This is a genomic window from Vibrio coralliirubri (assembly GCF_024347375.1).
GTDB classification, from domain to species: domain Bacteria; phylum Pseudomonadota; class Gammaproteobacteria; order Enterobacterales; family Vibrionaceae; genus Vibrio; species Vibrio coralliirubri.
The window spans coordinates 1,053,752-1,070,780 of sequence record NZ_AP025471.1; the positions used below are offsets into that span (position 1 = coordinate 1,053,752).

General features: G+C 44.0%; 19 protein-coding genes. 8 read left to right on the forward strand and 11 right to left on the reverse strand.

Translation table 11 applies throughout. The features are described from left to right. Nucleotides 1-11: 11 nt before the first annotated feature. From OCV20_RS21325 to OCV20_RS21350, 7 genes are all read right to left on the reverse strand, one after another. On the reverse strand, nucleotides 12-932 hold the full coding sequence (locus OCV20_RS21325) for an IS5 family transposase (RefSeq protein ID WP_086773621.1): 921 nt from the start codon (nucleotides 930-932) through the stop codon (nucleotides 12-14). A gap of 50 nt (nucleotides 933-982) precedes the next feature. Next, the gene (locus OCV20_RS21330; RefSeq protein ID WP_261881449.1) at nucleotides 983-1,759 is read right to left on the reverse strand and encodes an Ig-like domain-containing protein; all 777 of its coding nucleotides are present in this window, start codon (nucleotides 1,757-1,759) and stop codon (nucleotides 983-985) included. 228 nt (nucleotides 1,760-1,987) lie between these two features. Next, nucleotides 1,988-2,296 (reverse strand): hypothetical protein, encoded by a 309-nt coding sequence (locus OCV20_RS21335; RefSeq protein ID WP_086776006.1) that lies wholly within the window; start codon nucleotides 2,294-2,296, stop codon nucleotides 1,988-1,990. Nucleotides 2,297-2,496: 200 nt separating this feature from the next. Beyond that, nucleotides 2,497-2,697 (reverse strand): beta-ketoacyl synthase N-terminal-like domain-containing protein, encoded by a 201-nt coding sequence (locus tag OCV20_RS25945; RefSeq protein WP_108721740.1) that lies wholly within the window; start codon nucleotides 2,695-2,697, stop codon nucleotides 2,497-2,499. Nucleotides 2,698-2,702: 5 nt separating this feature from the next. Next, the gene (locus tag OCV20_RS21340) at nucleotides 2,703-3,005 is read right to left on the reverse strand and encodes a hypothetical protein (RefSeq protein WP_086776007.1); all 303 of its coding nucleotides are present in this window, start codon (nucleotides 3,003-3,005) and stop codon (nucleotides 2,703-2,705) included. A 206-nt stretch (nucleotides 3,006-3,211) separates the two neighbouring features. Beyond that, nucleotides 3,212-3,361: a phosphopantetheine-binding protein gene (locus tag OCV20_RS21345; protein ID WP_086776008.1), complete on the reverse strand. Its 150-nt coding sequence runs from the start codon at nucleotides 3,359-3,361 to the stop codon at nucleotides 3,212-3,214. 126 nt (nucleotides 3,362-3,487) lie between these two features. Beyond that, on the reverse strand, nucleotides 3,488-4,408 hold the full coding sequence (locus tag OCV20_RS21350; RefSeq protein WP_086773621.1) for an IS5 family transposase: 921 nt from the start codon (nucleotides 4,406-4,408) through the stop codon (nucleotides 3,488-3,490). A 228-nt stretch (nucleotides 4,409-4,636) separates the two neighbouring features. Between OCV20_RS21350 and OCV20_RS21355 the strand changes: the two genes are divergently transcribed. Then, the gene (locus tag OCV20_RS21355; RefSeq protein WP_086775867.1) at nucleotides 4,637-4,831 is read left to right on the forward strand and encodes a hypothetical protein; all 195 of its coding nucleotides are present in this window, start codon (nucleotides 4,637-4,639) and stop codon (nucleotides 4,829-4,831) included. A gap of 203 nt (nucleotides 4,832-5,034) precedes the next feature. On the opposite strand, the gene OCV20_RS21360 is transcribed toward OCV20_RS21355, so the two are convergent. From OCV20_RS21360 to OCV20_RS21370, 3 genes are all read right to left on the reverse strand, one after another. Next, nucleotides 5,035-7,518 (reverse strand): dermonecrotic toxin domain-containing protein, encoded by a 2,484-nt coding sequence (locus OCV20_RS21360; RefSeq protein ID WP_261881450.1) that lies wholly within the window; start codon nucleotides 7,516-7,518, stop codon nucleotides 5,035-5,037. Nucleotides 7,519-7,741: 223 nt separating this feature from the next. Beyond that, the gene (locus OCV20_RS21365; protein WP_086775981.1) at nucleotides 7,742-8,533 is read right to left on the reverse strand and encodes a hypothetical protein; all 792 of its coding nucleotides are present in this window, start codon (nucleotides 8,531-8,533) and stop codon (nucleotides 7,742-7,744) included. After that, nucleotides 8,530-10,092: an NAD(P)-binding protein gene (locus OCV20_RS21370; RefSeq protein WP_086775980.1), complete on the reverse strand. Its 1,563-nt coding sequence runs from the start codon at nucleotides 10,090-10,092 to the stop codon at nucleotides 8,530-8,532. The genes OCV20_RS21365 and OCV20_RS21370 overlap by 4 nt, the downstream gene beginning before the upstream one ends. A gap of 714 nt (nucleotides 10,093-10,806) precedes the next feature. On the opposite strand from OCV20_RS21370, the gene OCV20_RS21375 reads away from it, so the two are divergent. Further along, complete coding sequence (locus tag OCV20_RS21375; RefSeq protein WP_086773621.1) at nucleotides 10,807-11,727, forward strand: IS5 family transposase; 921 nt, start codon at nucleotides 10,807-10,809, stop codon at nucleotides 11,725-11,727. 35 nt (nucleotides 11,728-11,762) lie between these two features. On the opposite strand, the gene OCV20_RS21380 is transcribed toward OCV20_RS21375, so the two are convergent. Further along, nucleotides 11,763-12,254: a hypothetical protein gene (locus tag OCV20_RS21380; RefSeq protein WP_238382937.1), complete on the reverse strand. Its 492-nt coding sequence runs from the start codon at nucleotides 12,252-12,254 to the stop codon at nucleotides 11,763-11,765. Nucleotides 12,255-13,143: 889 nt separating this feature from the next. Between OCV20_RS21380 and OCV20_RS21385 the strand changes: the two genes are divergently transcribed. The 6 genes from OCV20_RS21385 (at nucleotide 13,144) to OCV20_RS21410 (ending at nucleotide 17,021) form a co-directional block, all read left to right on the forward strand. After that, complete coding sequence (locus OCV20_RS21385) at nucleotides 13,144-13,503, forward strand: hypothetical protein (protein ID WP_086775847.1); 360 nt, start codon at nucleotides 13,144-13,146, stop codon at nucleotides 13,501-13,503. A 153-nt stretch (nucleotides 13,504-13,656) separates the two neighbouring features. Then, entirely contained in the window at nucleotides 13,657-13,992 is a 336-nt protein-coding gene (locus tag OCV20_RS21390; protein WP_261881451.1) for a type IV conjugative transfer system pilin TraA, read from the forward strand. Nucleotides 13,993-14,033: 41 nt separating this feature from the next. Beyond that, nucleotides 14,034-14,339, forward strand: a complete 306-nt coding sequence (traL, locus tag OCV20_RS21395) for a type IV conjugative transfer system protein TraL (protein ID WP_086775845.1) — start codon at nucleotides 14,034-14,036, stop codon at nucleotides 14,337-14,339. Further along, complete coding sequence (gene traE / locus OCV20_RS21400) at nucleotides 14,339-14,899, forward strand: type IV conjugative transfer system protein TraE (RefSeq protein ID WP_086775844.1); 561 nt, start codon at nucleotides 14,339-14,341, stop codon at nucleotides 14,897-14,899. The genes traL and traE overlap by 1 nt, the downstream gene beginning before the upstream one ends. Continuing rightward, on the forward strand, nucleotides 14,896-15,621 hold the full coding sequence (traK, locus tag OCV20_RS21405; RefSeq protein WP_086775843.1) for a type-F conjugative transfer system secretin TraK: 726 nt from the start codon (nucleotides 14,896-14,898) through the stop codon (nucleotides 15,619-15,621). Before traE ends, traK begins: the two co-directional genes overlap by 4 nt. Beyond that, on the forward strand, nucleotides 15,621-17,021 hold the full coding sequence (locus OCV20_RS21410) for a TraB/VirB10 family protein (protein ID WP_086775842.1): 1,401 nt from the start codon (nucleotides 15,621-15,623) through the stop codon (nucleotides 17,019-17,021). Before traK ends, OCV20_RS21410 begins: the two co-directional genes overlap by 1 nt. Nucleotides 17,022-17,029 lie beyond the last annotated feature (8 nt).

The following is a 17,029-nucleotide window of genomic DNA, read 5'->3' on the forward strand; positions in this document are numbered from 1 at the left end:
TCGCTTGTTTCTTAGTCAATACGACAAGTTTCAGGCATACCTAACCCAGTAAGCTTGTTCAACGCTTTTATCATCGCGTAAGTTTCACCCACCTGGGCATTGTAATTTCTTAAGCTCAGTTTCCCTCCTAGCAACTGTTTAACTCGATACATCGCTGTTTCTGAGAGTGAACGTTTGTGGTATCCATACCGCTCTTTCCAATACTTATTTGAGTCGTATAATTTCTGGCAACCCACGGCGAAATTTCGAGGGTGACCACGCTCCCAGAAGGCAGCCCCTTCTCTTGGGGGAATAAGCGCAATAGCTCCCTTAATCTTAATAGCAGCGTGACACGCTCTCGTGTCGTAAGCGCCATCACCAGACACCTCAAGGATACTTCGGCGTGTTTGTTTCAGTAAGTTCGGGAGTACTTCTCCATCTGTAACCGTCGATAAACTTAGCTCGGCGGCAATGATCTCATGAGTGTTGGTATCGACTGCAATATGCAGCTTTCGCCAGACTCTACGCTTGCCATCCGTCCCATGTTTTTTGACTTTCCATTCACCTTCGCCATAAACCTTAAGGCCAGTAGCATCAATGGCTAGGTGCTGTATCGCTCCTCTCGTTTTAGTCTTAAATGAAACCTCAACTTGCTTGGCTCTACGACTGATGCAGGTGTAATGCGGACAACTTAACGGTACATGGGCTAACCTAAATATCGAGTCGATAAATCCTTGCAGCGCTCTCAATGGCATAGAAAAAACTCGTTTGACCATGAGTGCTGTCGTGATAGCTAAATCACTGAACCGACGCGGCCTACCGCGCTTATTCTGTTTGCTTTGCGCCCATCCGCTTATTGCTTCTTCATCAATCCAAAAAGTCAGAGAACCACGGTTAATGAGTGATCGGTTGTATTGCTTCCAGTTGGTTGTTTTATAACGAGGCTTAGGCATAGGACTACGAGATAGAGTGGAGGTAGCTGATCAGATCGTAGGTTCTTGATTTAGTTCCATTGAATTACGCAACAAAGCCGTTCGACTTGGCCCGTTGGTTGGGTAACGCCAATTTCAGGCGCAGTGCCTTTGTTTGGTTCAACAGTAACCGTTCGAGTAACACTTTGCGTGATATTCCCTTTCGAGTCGTATGCTTTCACGTAAACGGAGTGCGTACCTACCCCTAAGTCGGCAAGATTAAATTCGTATGGTGACGCTTTATCATCCGAGATCTGGCGATCATTGGCGAAGAATTTAACGCCCTCTAGGTCGCCATCAACATCGGAAGCCTGCGCTGTTAGCGTTAAAGACTGGCCCTCTACGATAGAGATATTTGAACTAGGGCGAGAGAGAGTAACGCTAGGCGCATAGTTGGGTTCAACCACATGGTCATCACCCGCAAAACGAAACGTAGCCTCGATCAACGCACTGTCCAAGGTTCCGCCATAGCCAAATGTCATCGAGATTGACTCACCTGGCTTAAGCACACGAGATGTGCCGTTGTATGACGCAAATACCAACGTGTTGGTGAACATGTCGTCATTCGCCTTCGAGGATTTCAGAGTCACACTAACGCCGCTGACTCCCCATGGTGCGCTATACATAGGTGACGGGGTGTCAAAACGAAACTCGTTCTGGTGTAATTCAATCGCACTACTTCCGTTGTTTTTGAGAGTAATCTGATAATTATTCCAATTTGGTGAAGGTGACGCAGGTTGAACCAACTCCCCCCCCATTCCGCCATTTAAATTCACACTAGCGACAACATCTGTGGTTAGAATGGACATAGGCAGTGTAAATAGAACTCGCTTTTTCAACTTTTTACTCCTGTTTAGGCTTATTTTTCTACCAATAAGACATCTGGACTATTTATTTTTATTGGTTGTTAATATATAAAGATCGACACAGCATTTTTGCATAATTCTACCTAATGTATTTATCACTATAATGAATACATCCGATGGAACTTAAGAAATATAAACACTATATTTATCTAGATTATTTGTTGTTTAAATCTAGCAACAAAAAACTTGATTTATAAGAGAATGATCCCTCATTAATAACGCACTCTCAACTGACAACTTATTACGCCATTCATTTTGATATTGCCCTCGAACTTCCTTATAACAAGCTGGGCAACAATGTCTTTTAGCAATAAAGTGAGCTTTTGGAGTTTGCCAGAATATTTTACTATGTTTTCTACAAAACATTTTTACTGGAGTTCTGCTATTAATATATTGTACATATTGATAGTCGTATTTATCGCCCCATTTCTTAACTGCTTTTTCTATAAATGTAATAGTCGTATCTTTTTTAATTGCCACTTCTTAAATCCATAAAAATAAATTAATATTGATAGTTTAGTAAATTATCAAACCAACTAATAGAGCATTATTTATTAATAAATTTTATGAAGTGCCATACTCTCTAATCTAGCATCCTACTCATAACCGTCTAGTTAGTCATATGTTTAATGTCGGTCGACACTCCGGACCCACTTAATATAACTAGGATCTCTCTTTCTTTAGCAATTGCCGTCGATAGCTGTTCCAAAATAAAAAGCGGCACCCTCACCTAAAATTAGTCCATTTCTATTCTCATCAAAAGGACAGCAACCATAAGTATTCAGATCCGTATCAACATTCATCACTCGCATCGTTGGCCAGGCTGCTAAACTAGGTTCACAGACTGGTGATTCAACACCCCCAGCGATCGCTATATCCACTTATTCTAATAAGAGTGCTTTTCTTGCTTCATGCAGCGCCATCGAAGAGGAAGAGCATGCAATTGAATAATTAACAGAGGATCTTTAGCGCCAACCTTCAAGCATATTTCTGCGAGTGGTGTATTACACATACTTTTTACGACGGTCAAGGGAGACAGAGAGCGCCCTTGACTGGAACGTTGGTAGCCTTCACTTTGTGAATCCGGACCACCACAGGAATAACCTGTGTAAACACCTAACATATCAGCAGCTACATCTATCTCTCCACCGATGTAGCCTAACGCGTCTTCGAGTGCAATAAGGGACATTTTTGACGTACGCTCTTTACTACGATAATTTATGGATGTATCCAAGCTCTGTTCACATTTAGCTACGACGTATCCACCATACTCCGTGTCACGGTTATAACTGGAATCGCCATTACGTATCCCAGATACATAGTTTATTGGCCCCCAAACCATATGGGCTAACAACACCCATACCAACAATGGCCACCTGATCTGAAACATACATCCTAGTCTTTTACTCCGGGAATTTTCTCAAGCAAAGAACCGACACTCGTGGCGTTTCGCAAAACTTCGTCATCTAATGTAATATCGAGTTCACCTTCAATCAAAAACGCAAATTCTGCTTTCGTCAATGAGTCTAGCTCTAGGTTTTCCATACTGGTATTAAGATCATCAAGTGTCAGCCCAAATTGTTCTTCAATTTTATTGACTAAAGTTGTATATTTTTCGGCTTTGTTGCGTAATTAAATTTAGAGATAGAGCCAACCCGTTTCGCTTGTTTCTTAGTCAATACGACAAGTTTCAGGCATACCTAACCCAGTAAGCTTGTTCAACGCTTTTATCATCGCGTAAGTTTCACCCACCTGGGCATTGTAATTTCTTAAGCTCAGTTTCCCTCCTAGCAACTGTTTAACTCGATACATCGCTGTTTCTGAGAGTGAACGTTTGTGGTATCCATACCGCTCTTTCCAATACTTATTTGAGTCGTATAATTTCTGGCAACCCACGGCGAAATTTCGAGGGTGACCACGCTCCCAGAAGGCAGCCCCTTCTCTTGGGGGAATAAGCGCAATAGCTCCCTTAATCTTAATAGCAGCGTGACACGCTCTCGTGTCGTAAGCGCCATCACCAGACACCTCAAGGATACTTCGGCGTGTTTGTTTCAGTAAGTTCGGGAGTACTTCTCCATCTGTAACCGTCGATAAACTTAGCTCGGCGGCAATGATCTCATGAGTGTTGGTATCGACTGCAATATGCAGCTTTCGCCAGACTCTACGCTTGCCATCCGTCCCATGTTTTTTGACTTTCCATTCACCTTCGCCATAAACCTTAAGGCCAGTAGCATCAATGGCTAGGTGCTGTATCGCTCCTCTCGTTTTAGTCTTAAATGAAACCTCAACTTGCTTGGCTCTACGACTGATGCAGGTGTAATGCGGACAACTTAACGGTACATGGGCTAACCTAAATATCGAGTCGATAAATCCTTGCAGCGCTCTCAATGGCATAGAAAAAACTCGTTTGACCATGAGTGCTGTCGTGATAGCTAAATCACTGAACCGACGCGGCCTACCGCGCTTATTCTGTTTGCTTTGCGCCCATCCGCTTATTGCTTCTTCATCAATCCAAAAAGTCAGAGAACCACGGTTAATGAGTGATCGGTTGTATTGCTTCCAGTTGGTTGTTTTATAACGAGGCTTAGGCATAGGACTACGAGATAGAGTGGAGGTAGCTGATCAGATCGTAGGTTCTTGATTTAGTTCCATTGAATTACGCAACAAAGCCTACCCAAAGCGCTGACAATATGAAATTATGTTAATACAATGAAATTAAGAGCTATTAAGCTCCTATCATTATACTCAGAATCGTTACATTCAAATAAGTTAAGATTTCAAAACGTCTTGGCTTTTAATCAAATTCATAAGGTGACCAATATGAAAAAATTTAACACTTTAAGCTTAGTTGCATTATTCATTTCTGTGTCGGCTGGGGCTAAGCAACTCCCAGAAAATGACATCAACTCTGATACTTTACTTTCACCGCTACTATTAAATAGTAGTGGTGTACATAATTATGACGATGATTTTACTTATTACCAATGTTACTTAAACCCTGTAAGTTGCTTCTGATAAATACAAAGGAACCCTAAAGCTCAATATGCAACCAACAAGAACAAGGAGCTCAAAAACTTGGCAGGAACGCTATTTTTAGTAAGCCAGTAACGTAAGTTACTGGCTTTTTATGTGCATCTTATTTAGCATCCATTACATCAAAGCCTATAACAATCTCTATAAATTTATCTTTTTGCCTACCACACAGACAGATACCTGACTTAATGATACATAGGCAGTGAAGCTTCAGTCTCATGCCAAAATAAATCGGCTCTGTTTATGTATCGTTCGCTAAAAGACATCTCCGGACTGAGTGGGTACTTCAACGTGGCTTTTATCTTCTCGAAAGCCCTTTCTGCCACTTCTAATGAAGCCTGTGAATGAGGATTAATCATCAGTTCCGCCGTTCTAAGTTCTTCGCTCTCTATTAATGTTGAGTACGACGTTTCAGCACCTGAGAAAGGTCCTAGTGCGAACATAATGTCTTCTGGCGGAATATTTAAGGTCGCAATCTCACTAAGAGACTCACCTCTCAACAACGTATCCACCGACTTTCCACCATGATTCAACTCTATCGCATACACATAGCCACGTTGATTATGTAATGCGTAGTTGACCGCAATACGTTGATCGGTTGTGGTTGAAATCACGCCGCGGATCCCACGAGTATGGTGAGCATGCCTAATATACTCAATTGGCTCTACTTTACGATTGAAACCAGAGTGAAATAGCTCATCCGGTAGACGGTTATCGCCTCGAAAGACTAATGAGCCTCTCACCTCGGGATCGTAATTGCGATAAAATGGAAGGGAGCGAATTTCCTGCTGTGCTCTAGCACTCACTTCATGAAGCTTATCGACGTCGGTTAGGTAAGCATAGGGGTCGACCTTCTGCTCTAGCTCGAAAAAATCTCTCAATGCTTCCTCTTCTCTTCCTCCCCCCATATCAGCATAGCCAGACCCACCCATGCCAGGGCGTTCTGGTAAATCTTCCGGTAATAACAGTTCAGGTAACGTACTTCTTTCGCTTTCAGAAGTCACATCATTGTTGACGACATCACCTCCCCCTCTTAGCCCAGCATTTTCTAGCCATTGTACTTCTCCAGTATCAGGGTTAACGGTTCTGACGATACGCGTGTCCGTCATTAATCGCCCACTAGAAGCATCGACTTCGCGATAATAAGCAAACCCATCTGAACGAAGTAAAGTACTTCGACCACTATTGGTTAGCTTGACACCTAAAAGCTCTTCGCTTGTTTGAGGGTGCACGATTAAACGAGGCATCGAGGTGAATCCTTCCATCTCTTCGATGGGAAAACCAGAGTTGGCCACAATAACATTAGGGAGAGACTCTGTCGCAATTTCAGTCGCTTCTGCTAATGCACGACCATATTGAGCAAGGGCGGGCAAAAGCGTCGTCGCTCCAATTATCGCGGCGTTGATTGAGCTCATCTTTGTGCCTTCTAAACGTTCTTGCAATGTGTCACCGTGTAACGCTTTGTCAAGACTCAACCCAAACAGGTTTGCGCTCAAACCAATGTTCAATGGAATACCCATCTCAGGAGCAATAACATCAACCACCGGCAATAGGGTCATGACGCTATAAGCCACAGAAAGTAGGTAATCGCGTTGTGCCTCAAGATCGGATTTGATCATGGTATCTCCGTCACTGACTAAACGCGCTTTCATCTGTTCCGTCATTCGAGCAAACACATTCCCGTCGATACGATGACGCTTCATCATCATATAGCCCTCCGACCAATTATCAGTGGCAAATGCTTTTAAGGCCTTATCCACACCGGAATACGTTGCGCCATCTTGCCTTAAATAAAGGCTGAAATGTGACTGTAAATGTTTTCGGTTTGAGGGACTTCTTAAACTCTTGAATAAGTGTTTTTTGAGCTGACGTTCACTGCGGTATGCCCAAAATGGTTGTTGAGCGCCTGGAGTATAGAGCAAGCCCCCTTGGCCGTCTTTAGAATCAATCAATAAGATATCAGTCGAGTCATAACCGTAGACATCAAAACGATACACACTGACCTCTCTTCTTTGAGAAGAAGAGAGTATGGCGATGGCGAGTTGATACTGAGCTTGGTTGAGCAAACCATGATGGTACTGCTGATAGGCTGAAAAGGCGTAACTGTCTCTCACTAGTTGGGTGTAGCGTGTTGTATTCTCCGACCAAAACGTTGTTAACGCCTCACTATAAACGCCTTGAATATCTAACTCGTCGTAAGCGATATTCCACAGGGTCGACGAAAGTAAGCGGACTTCATTTTTTTCATCGAACGCTTCACCAGTCGCGCCTTGTGTATAGATCCCAGTATCAACATTGATGGTGCCAGGATACGAGTCTCGATAACGACTGAATGCATTGAGCATAACCGCTTGAGTGAGTGTATAAGATTCGCTTGGGTGCTCGTAATGAGCCCAACCATTATAAGTTCGATGACTGCTCTGTGCCCCGTCAAAGTGGTGATAAAAAACCGCATCAGGATCAATATCATGGTACCCGTGTTGAGTTAATACTTCTTTTATCTTATCTGACGCCACTCGTATAGGGTCTGGCAAGGAAAGGATCATGTGCGCGTAATCTTTCGCAAAATCAAGTCGCCACGCTTTATCAAAGGGAGGGAGGGACTCAAACGGTGAAGAGGTGTTAACACTGACGTTATCCTTAGCAAGAGCGGGATTGTTTGACGTCATGAAAGCTATGCTCATAGCAAGGACAAGCATTATTTTTTTATACATAAATTGCCTTTATGGTGAAGATATTTTCTAGAGTGAGAACAGGCGCTGTCGGGTTGTTATCTGACATATCAAAAGCATTACACTCTATTTTTACGACATCAAAGTCTTGATGTTTCACGACAGAAAGATGTTTAATGCGGATTCTATTTTGGTCAAATAAGGCACCAGTACGTTCAACCTATAGGATAAAAAGACTGAGATAGGTGCTCGTCACCAAGACCAGAAATAGCTTAGAAAGAGCGGTTCGAATAGCAGGACCTTGAATAAATTGATTCAAATGATTCGAAGTTGCGAAACTACGTCCTCCCCAATCGATACTTTTTAGGTTAAAGCACAAACTAAGGAAAAGAAGATGACTGGCCGTTACGATGCGAGCATGGAAAAAGTCATCGGCTCCAATCGCAATCAAAAATGAGGCTAAATGGCCAATAATCAATGTCAACTTGGGTAAGACAGCACGATACTCCACCAACAAAAGTTGTATCAACCAAACACCATAAATAACACTTAACTGCCAAGGTATCGCCTTGCCAACTAATAATAGTTTTCCCTCACCAAGTAGGCTCGTTTGCTCACCAGAGCACATCCAATGCGCGATCGTCGCTGCAAGCACCACCGAAATAAGCATCGAGAGATACGCTTTCTTTTTGAACTGCACCAAGATAAAACCAACGGATTGGAGAACAAAAAACACCATCAACCCTTTATCAAAGTCCTTTAGGCTGAGCCACTGGCTCACCGCGAGAAAACACAACAAGTTAAACCCCGTCTCTAAGCACAGGATACGCTTTATCTCGCCCACATTTTCAACAGGTTGAGTCAACGGCCAAAACAGCAAAGGCAGCACTAATGTGAGCATTAACGCAAACCAAATCGAGCTCTGTACAAGCCAATAAAAACCATAGCCATACACACCACACAGAGTTAAGAATAAACCGGAGGATAAGGGAGAATACAAGGCAGATTTCATGCATTTTGCTCCTTATCGTAGGCCGCGCGCTCGGCTAGATCCATCATACACAGGTTGGCTGTTTCAATGCATCGCTCTAATGTCACAGGCACTCGCCAAGTTTGTCTCGGGTCCGACAAATATTCCCCGCTTAAGAAAACGTTCGAGAAGTTTTGCACAGTGGTCGTCAGTGTATTCTGAGAGGTCGGTTGAGTTAACGCGTGTTGCAGAACCCAATGGCGAGCCTGTCCTCGTTCATTAATAACGGCATCGCCATAAAAGTGATCGGCATATAGGGTTTTTAACTCTTCTGGCGTGACCATTTTCGCACCGAGGCCCACCCTAAATCCTTGGTAAGCAGGGTGCTCTAATAAGTCTAATCGCCCAAGAACTTGATACAATAGTTCATCTCTCACTTGATCTTCAGTGCAGGACAGCATCGGTTTTTGGTAGAGGAGACCTCGAGCTTTATCGAGTGCCGTTGCCGTCACTGACAGGCACGTTGTCTCCCCTTTTGAGTGAGAGCGAGTAGTCACGTGATAGCTCAATCCCCACGGAGAATCGAGTACCAAACCAACTGTCCTGCCCTTCAATGCGTCAGGTCTTCGAGAAAAATAAAACTGAAACCCGTGGCTCAGTACGAATTCATAACTCAACGCAGAGCTTATCTCTGAAAGTAGAGACTGGGTAACGTGAGCTGGGAGTGCCAACACGTAAAAATCGGCCTGAACGGAACGTTCACCTTGCAAAAGGACGCCGTCTATACGAGTTCGAGCTTTATTGGGATAAAGAGATTTCACTTTATGACCAAGGTGAAATTGAACACCTTGCTTTTGTAGGTAATGAGTCAGTGGGGAGATAAGTGCATCGCTAATCGGCTCCCTCATCCCCAAACTGTACGCTTCGGGGGCTAAACCGTGCAACTCTCCCACTTTATTATTGAGCAAATCCAACACCGCCAAGGCTGGTGTATTGTCGGTGGCTCCAATCCAACCTAATAATACCGGTCGGAGGAAAGCTGCCAGTCGCGGCCTGGAGTCATAGGAGAAAAAGTCACTCACAGAAACACCAAGTAACGCCTCCGTTGTGTAAGGCTTTTGTAATTGTTGCTTAAACCAGAGCGTATCCGTCAATGATACTTGAGCGTAAATCATTGAATAAGCGGATTTTGCATCATCCCATAACTTTTCCAAGCGGGTAAAGTAGCCGCGTTGAAACTGCATTGTCTTGTTACTTTGTGCCCACGAAAACTGGACGAGCTCCTGAGGGTAAAGCGAATCCAAACAACTTCCAGAGCCCGAAGGGATCTCTTTCAGAAAATTAATCAAATTATGATTTTTCGCAAAAAACTGCCGATGAGTGAGTTCGTGAACCGCACCGCTCTCATCGACCGCTCCGATACACTTACCTCCGGTGAAGAGCTCTTTGTCGTAAATGGCAACATCAAAACCGTGTTTGACACAATTATGAGCCATTGCTAAGCCAGAAATACCCGCCCCGAAAATGGCAACTTTGGAACGTAAAGGAGTCACGTTGTTACAAGCTATGACTCCCGTTTCTTTAATGACATCACAAGTCATACGGCCTCCTCCAAGTAATCTAATGCTTGCGATGTTGGGGGAAGGATGCAGTCTTTAGACTGAACAATAAAGCCGGTAATTCCGGTCACAAAGCCAATAACACTTTTCATTTAAATTTTGTCCATTGTTAGTAATGGGAATATTCCCATAAGGAAGGTTACCTCAAATCAAAATAAGCAACAATATGCATTTCAACTGATTCTTTGAGAAGGTGGCTTGTAGTGATTGGTACGATGAGTAATCAATTAAGTTATCTAAGGCTTTATTTAGTGCCGTCTCTCTACGGAGCATTGACCTAAGATTGGGACAGGTTTATATCAACTCTAACAAACATTAATCATGAAAAAACCAGCAGCGATTACTACTGGCTTACTAATTAACCTCAATCTCTTTTAGAAGGGGCTGTTACTTGCTTTTCTATCGTTTATTCAAGTGTCATTGATTAAAATGAATAATATTTCACAAGGCGCTCGCTGTAAGCTAAATCAGCAGGAGTATAATTGAGCTCAACGGTAATATTTCCAGAGAGTTCTCCGTCAACTTTGTAAACTGGGCAAGTGGCAATATCAGACAAGTAAGACTCTTCCATTGGAGTACTAAAGTAGAAGATCTTTTGTAGGTTACATTCGCCAACTGGCTTTGTTGCGTAATTCAATGGAACTAAATCAAGAACCTACGATCTGATCAGCTACCTCCACTCTATCTCGTAGTCCTATGCCTAAGCCTCGTTATAAAACAACCAACTGGAAGCAATACAACCGATCACTCATTAACCGTGGTTCTCTGACTTTTTGGATTGATGAAGAAGCAATAAGCGGATGGGCGCAAAGCAAACAGAATAAGCGCGGTAGGCCGCGTCGGTTCAGTGATTTAGCTATCACGACAGCACTCATGGTCAAACGAGTTTTTTCTATGCCATTGAGAGCGCTGCAAGGATTTATCGACTCGATATTTAGGTTAGCCCATGTACCGTTAAGTTGTCCGCATTACACCTGCATCAGTCGTAGAGCCAAGCAAGTTGAGGTTTCATTTAAGACTAAAACGAGAGGAGCGATACAGCACCTAGCCATTGATGCTACTGGCCTTAAGGTTTATGGCGAAGGTGAATGGAAAGTCAAAAAACATGGGACGGATGGCAAGCGTAGAGTCTGGCGAAAGCTGCATATTGCAGTCGATACCAACACTCATGAGATCATTGCCGCCGAGCTAAGTTTATCGACGGTTACAGATGGAGAAGTACTCCCGAACTTACTGAAACAAACACGCCGAAGTATCCTTGAGGTGTCTGGTGATGGCGCTTACGACACGAGAGCGTGTCACGCTGCTATTAAGATTAAGGGAGCTATTGCGCTTATTCCCCCAAGAGAAGGGGCTGCCTTCTGGGAGCGTGGTCACCCTCGAAATTTCGCCGTGGGTTGCCAGAAATTATACGACTCAAATAAGTATTGGAAAGAGCGGTATGGATACCACAAACGTTCACTCTCAGAAACAGCGATGTATCGAGTTAAACAGTTGCTAGGAGGGAAACTGAGCTTAAGAAATTACAATGCCCAGGTGGGTGAAACTTACGCGATGATAAAAGCGTTGAACAAGCTTACTGGGTTAGGTATGCCTGAAACTTGTCGTATTGACTAAGAAACAAGCGAAACGGGTTGGCTCTATCTCTAAATTTAATTACGCAACAAAGCCTCGCCAACTTTCATCCCCAAAGACTCAACTTGTGAACGCTGACGATAATAATGCGGACTAATATCAAGCAGATATTCAGGGGTATGGGTTGATATTTCGCTAGTGTAGCTCTCATTGAACTCTCTCCCAGCGATAAAGTTTTCATTCTCTAGACTGTAAAGCACGTTGAGGTGCCAATAGATTAATTCAGAATCGTCACTCGTTGAATTACCCGGTTTCGAATAAACACACAAGATCTGGCTATGCGGAATTTCTAAACCTTCATTGAATTGAATATCACTGACGAGAGTCTTGATACCACAACGATGCAACGTAAAACCATTTTGTCTCATCGTTTCGGTAACTTGGTTAGTTGACTGGTATTTGAGGTAGACTTCCTCAGGAGAATTACTAGTGATAATGTTACTTTCATTAGCATAAGCAAGCGTACTTAAACAGGCAGTTACAGACACTAATAGTATTTTTCTTTTCATTACTTTATATCCTTTATGATTGGCGGAAGAAAAATAACCCATAAAGTAAATATGAAACAGCACACATATATCAATTTGTGATCCAAACCCCGCTATCAATTGATCTTACGAATGCTTAAATTTTCATTCGCATGTAGCGTAATTCAGTGAAACTGGGGCATGGAGCAGTAATCAGATAATATACGTTCACTTCCAGCCCAAACTTCGTTACTAAAAAACCAACTAAAAGCATTACAAACAATTGCTCAATAACCATACCTTTATTACCACTTGTGGTTGATAAATAAGAGATAAGTAGATGGACGTAGCTGCTCAGGTAGTATGTTGTTAGTTTAGTTCAACTGCATTACGTAACAAAGCCACTCCATTAAGCAGCAATTACGTTTTGGTTTGAGCTCACTTATGCTGTTCTATAACGATATGTCGAAAAACAAGTCCATTGTGCGTTTCTTACATATTCAAACATTGCCGTCCTCATTCATGTTGATTCATACTGACTACGTCGATATCGCAGTCTTTAAGAACAAAGTCGAAAAACACATTCGTCGGCTTCTTATTCCATCTGCATACCAACACCCGCATCACCGTAAGAGTGGCTGCCTTCACTATTGCAAAAAGCGCCGCAGATGGGCGCAGGCCTGCGTAATATGCCTAAAAAGTTCAGGAGCCTTTTCTGGGGCGACGTCCAAGGCTGTTTTTCTACTCAATTAAGCACGCTTGTTGAGTGGTTCAACAGAGTTACTTGGGAATACCAGACACCACATCCTTTGGGTGTGCGCATTCTACTACAAGAATGCACAAGCCATTTTGTAGCACGGCTCTTGAGAGAGAGCCCATTGTTTTGTTCTTTTAAAAGAGCAAAACAATGTCCTTAAAAGGAGTTTGAATAATGCAAATTGTATACGGATATTGTCGTGAAGATGAGGCGGGGAGTTTATTGGACCGCTTTGTTGAACAAGGGGATTTTGTCAGCTTCAAAGAACTGGGCTCAGTCGGGCGTGAATACATGGCATTTGCTGCTTTGTTGCCTTTTACTGACCGCCTCCCCTTTCCTTTCTATTGGAAGGGTGTTCATTTCGTTTCGGTTCAAAAACAAACCCAATCAGTCCGTCAACTCACGCCACCACCATCAAAGAATGCCCGCAAAAAACATTATCGTAAACTCAAAAACACGATCATGACCCCTCAAAATTGGAAACAACACGTCAGTCGCAATCGCGGTTTGAAGTATGTAAACGCTTCCTTGTAGCCTTTAATGTAATCAAGAAGCGCCATGGGACTCAACGGCAACATCTTAACTCATGCGGCTTAAAGCCTGCCCAAAAGTCTGACGAACGAACAACGTCCATTTTTCAATCCACCAGATGCACGCCCCCCCCTTTGATAAGGGCGGTGCGACGTCGTGCACCTTTTATCTACATTTAAAGGTAACCAAATGAAAAATAAAACATTACGCTTTCACTGCCCTCTAACGTATTGGCGTCACTTTTGTACGCTCCTGACCGTCTACTTTGCCTGTGCATCACCCGCTTACGCCGATGACCTTTTTGCCAGTGGTAAAGATACTGTAACCAATACGGTCGGAACGGGGTCTTCTGGCGAATTCTACATTTTAGTGGCTGGCCTGATTGGCGGCATCATCGTGGGCATCATTCAAAAGAACTGGGTGGGTGGCATCATCGGTTTTTTCGTTGGCGTGGTGTTCTGGGAAGTCGGTAAAGGGTTTGTAGGCTTATAAACCACATAAGGAGAGCGCGAAACTATTCGCCTTATTTCACCATGGATCATCAAGACAAACAAACCCTCTTCACTTTTCCAAACTACTTACAAACCGACGTCAAAATGGTCGGATTTCCAATCGATGAAATGCTCCCTTCTATCTTGTTGTTTTTGATGTTGTTCAACATCAATCGGTTGGTCGCAGTCGCCGTGTGTATCGGCTTTTTCCTCACCATTCGCAGCTTAAAAGTCCGACACGGCCCCAAATTCATCATTCACTTCATCCACTGGTATGGGGATGACACGGCGAATAAAACCATTTTTAAACGCACGCCCCCCGCCACAAAAAAATATTGGATTTACTGATGCTCAATGAACATAACGGCGAGGCGCTTAAAGCGGCTCGCTTTCTCAATTACGTCCTCACCGCGGTGGTGTTGATCACCGCCTTAGGAGTCGCTGGGTTGAGTTTTGCTTTATTAAGTCAAAGCCAAGCGGAAAAGCGCACCGTCGTGCCACCTCATATCGACCGAGCGTTTACGATCTCAAGCGATGCGGTTGATGAAGCGTATCTTTCTATGATGGCCGATTGGTGGATACACCTAAAATTTAATGTCACGCCCTCTAATGTTAAACGTCAATTCAACTTACTCATTACCTACGTGCCGCCTAAATACTGGAGCGGCTTACAAGACAAGTTGATACGAGAAGCCGAATTTATCATCGAGAACGACGTCACCAGTTTTTTTGAAGTTGACACGCTATCTATCAATCTCAATGAAATGAAAATACGGGTCAAAGGCACGCTCAACAAAACCATCGCGGGACGCGCACTCGACCCTGAGCCCGTCACCTATTTACTCCAGGCCGATTACTCAAGTGGCTTGATTGAACTTCACAGCATCGTTCAGGAGGTACCATTATGAAAACACACTTCATTTCTATTGTTGCTACTTTGTTGTTGTCCCCCATCCTCAGCTACGCCAATACGATTACCGCAAAAACCTACTATTTTGAGCAAAATGACACCATTGTGTTACCGTTATCCTCAGTCAACACCAATCGTTTAGTGGTGAAAGACGACAAGATATTAAACCTTCATTGCCCTAGAGGATTTTGTCTCGCTAAAGCCAATCAACGAGACCAATCAGGCTCGATTAGCGTTAAACTCAACATCGCCTTGCCTTTTACCGCGCACGTCACCACAGAAAAAGGCAAAAATTTCTCGCTTTTTATCAACCCAAAAGCCGTCCCAGCGGTGGTCAATGAGTTTATTTCTCTTCGCTCTACTGCAGAGAAAAGTGTCTTTGAAAAAGATCTCGAATACCCTTTGGCCTTGGGGCAACTCACCAAACAAATGATACATTGGCAGCGCTCCAAGACGCCTATTCCTGGTTTTCGTGTCCATCCGATTGACCCTGACACTCTCCCCAAAGACACGTCACCACTGGCCATTATTCCGCAAACCCTCTTTGTAGGTCGGCCTTTCTCCGGGCTTATTTATCAAGTTAAAAATCAATCCAGTGACACCGTCACCCTTACTGAGGCGCAATTTTACAGTTACGCCAGCCGGAGTGCCTCACTTGATCGTTATACCTTGGCCCCAGGTGAATCTACCCATCTGTACATCATCACAGGAGGACACTAATGAGACGATTTAAACAGTGGCTTTTAAGAGAGTCGGACTTAGAAGATGGAGTCAATGCCAATAAGCAAAGTAAGCAGCGCAACCAAATCCTCAGCTTGTTGGCCATTGCGCTCTTGGTCGCGATCTTTTTTGCATTTAAAGCCTTTAAACAACCTCGTTCCTCGCTTGATATTGCGCAAGAAGTCGTTGACTTTGCGCCCAATTTTGGGGAAATCATTACTGATGATTTTACCGACAAAGACAACCGATCGGCCCTGACCTTGCAAGGTCAAGACATTGAAGACGTCAAAGAGAAGATGGAAAACCTCAATCGAGACGTCGAACGTTTGATAACGAGCAATGAAAACACGCTCGCACAAATGAAAAAAGAGAACGAAACCTTACGCGCTGAAATACGCAATAATCAAGAAGCGCAGCGCACCGTCGCCTTGCCATCACCGTCAGCCTCGAAGGAAGCCAGTCACCTGACCGTCATGGGAGATCCGGCGCCATTTGGTTCGCGCCCTCTTCCTCCCAAACCTTTGCCCTCTTACGCCACCAATGATCTGCAAAAAGAGAGCTTTCAATACAGCAACGCCGATAAGGCCTCGTTTGATGACCAAGGACAAGCGTTTGACTCGTTTGATTTTTTTTGGACAGCCTCTTCAGAGTCAGCCTACCAACGCACCGTTGACAATTACGTCCCGTCGGGCACCTTTGTGACCGCTAAAATCACCGGTGGCGCGGATGCCAATGCCGGGGCGTTCGGCCAAAGTGATACCGCCCCCATCGTGTTTCAAACCGTGCATGAAGGCGTGTTGCCCAATGGAGAAAAGAGCCACCTCAAAGACTGCACCATCATTGGAAGCGTGTACGGAGACCTCTCTTCGAGTCGTGGCGTGGCCCGCACTCACACCCTCAGCTGCATTCGGGACGGTCGCATTTTAGACATTCCTGTACAAGGCACCGTCTTTAACTTTGGTCGCAATGGCATCCGTGGTACTTCGATTTTACGTAACGGCAAAATCGTCCAAATGGCGGGAATCTCAGGCATCTTAACCGGACTGGGAGAGACGGGAGCGGGATTGGCCAGCACCACCTCGACCTCAGCGCTGGGCTCAACGTCCAGCATCAACAGCGAAGATGTGGGGTTAAGTTTATTGGGCAATGCCACCTCAGAAGTAGGGAGCAAGCTTTCGGATTACTACATTGCCTTAGCCGAGTTATACCACCCCTTCATCGAAATCAGTCCAGGGGGCATCGTGAATATCGTCTTTACGAAAGGGTTCCCTCTCGATGATGAGGAGGCGATCAAACGCTATGTTGATCGTCAGGAAAAAGAGCAAGCAAAACCGGACACCCTTTTAGAAACCATCACTCTCAACCCTCTTGCGGCAGAAGTTAACCAACAATTAAATTAAGGTCCGCT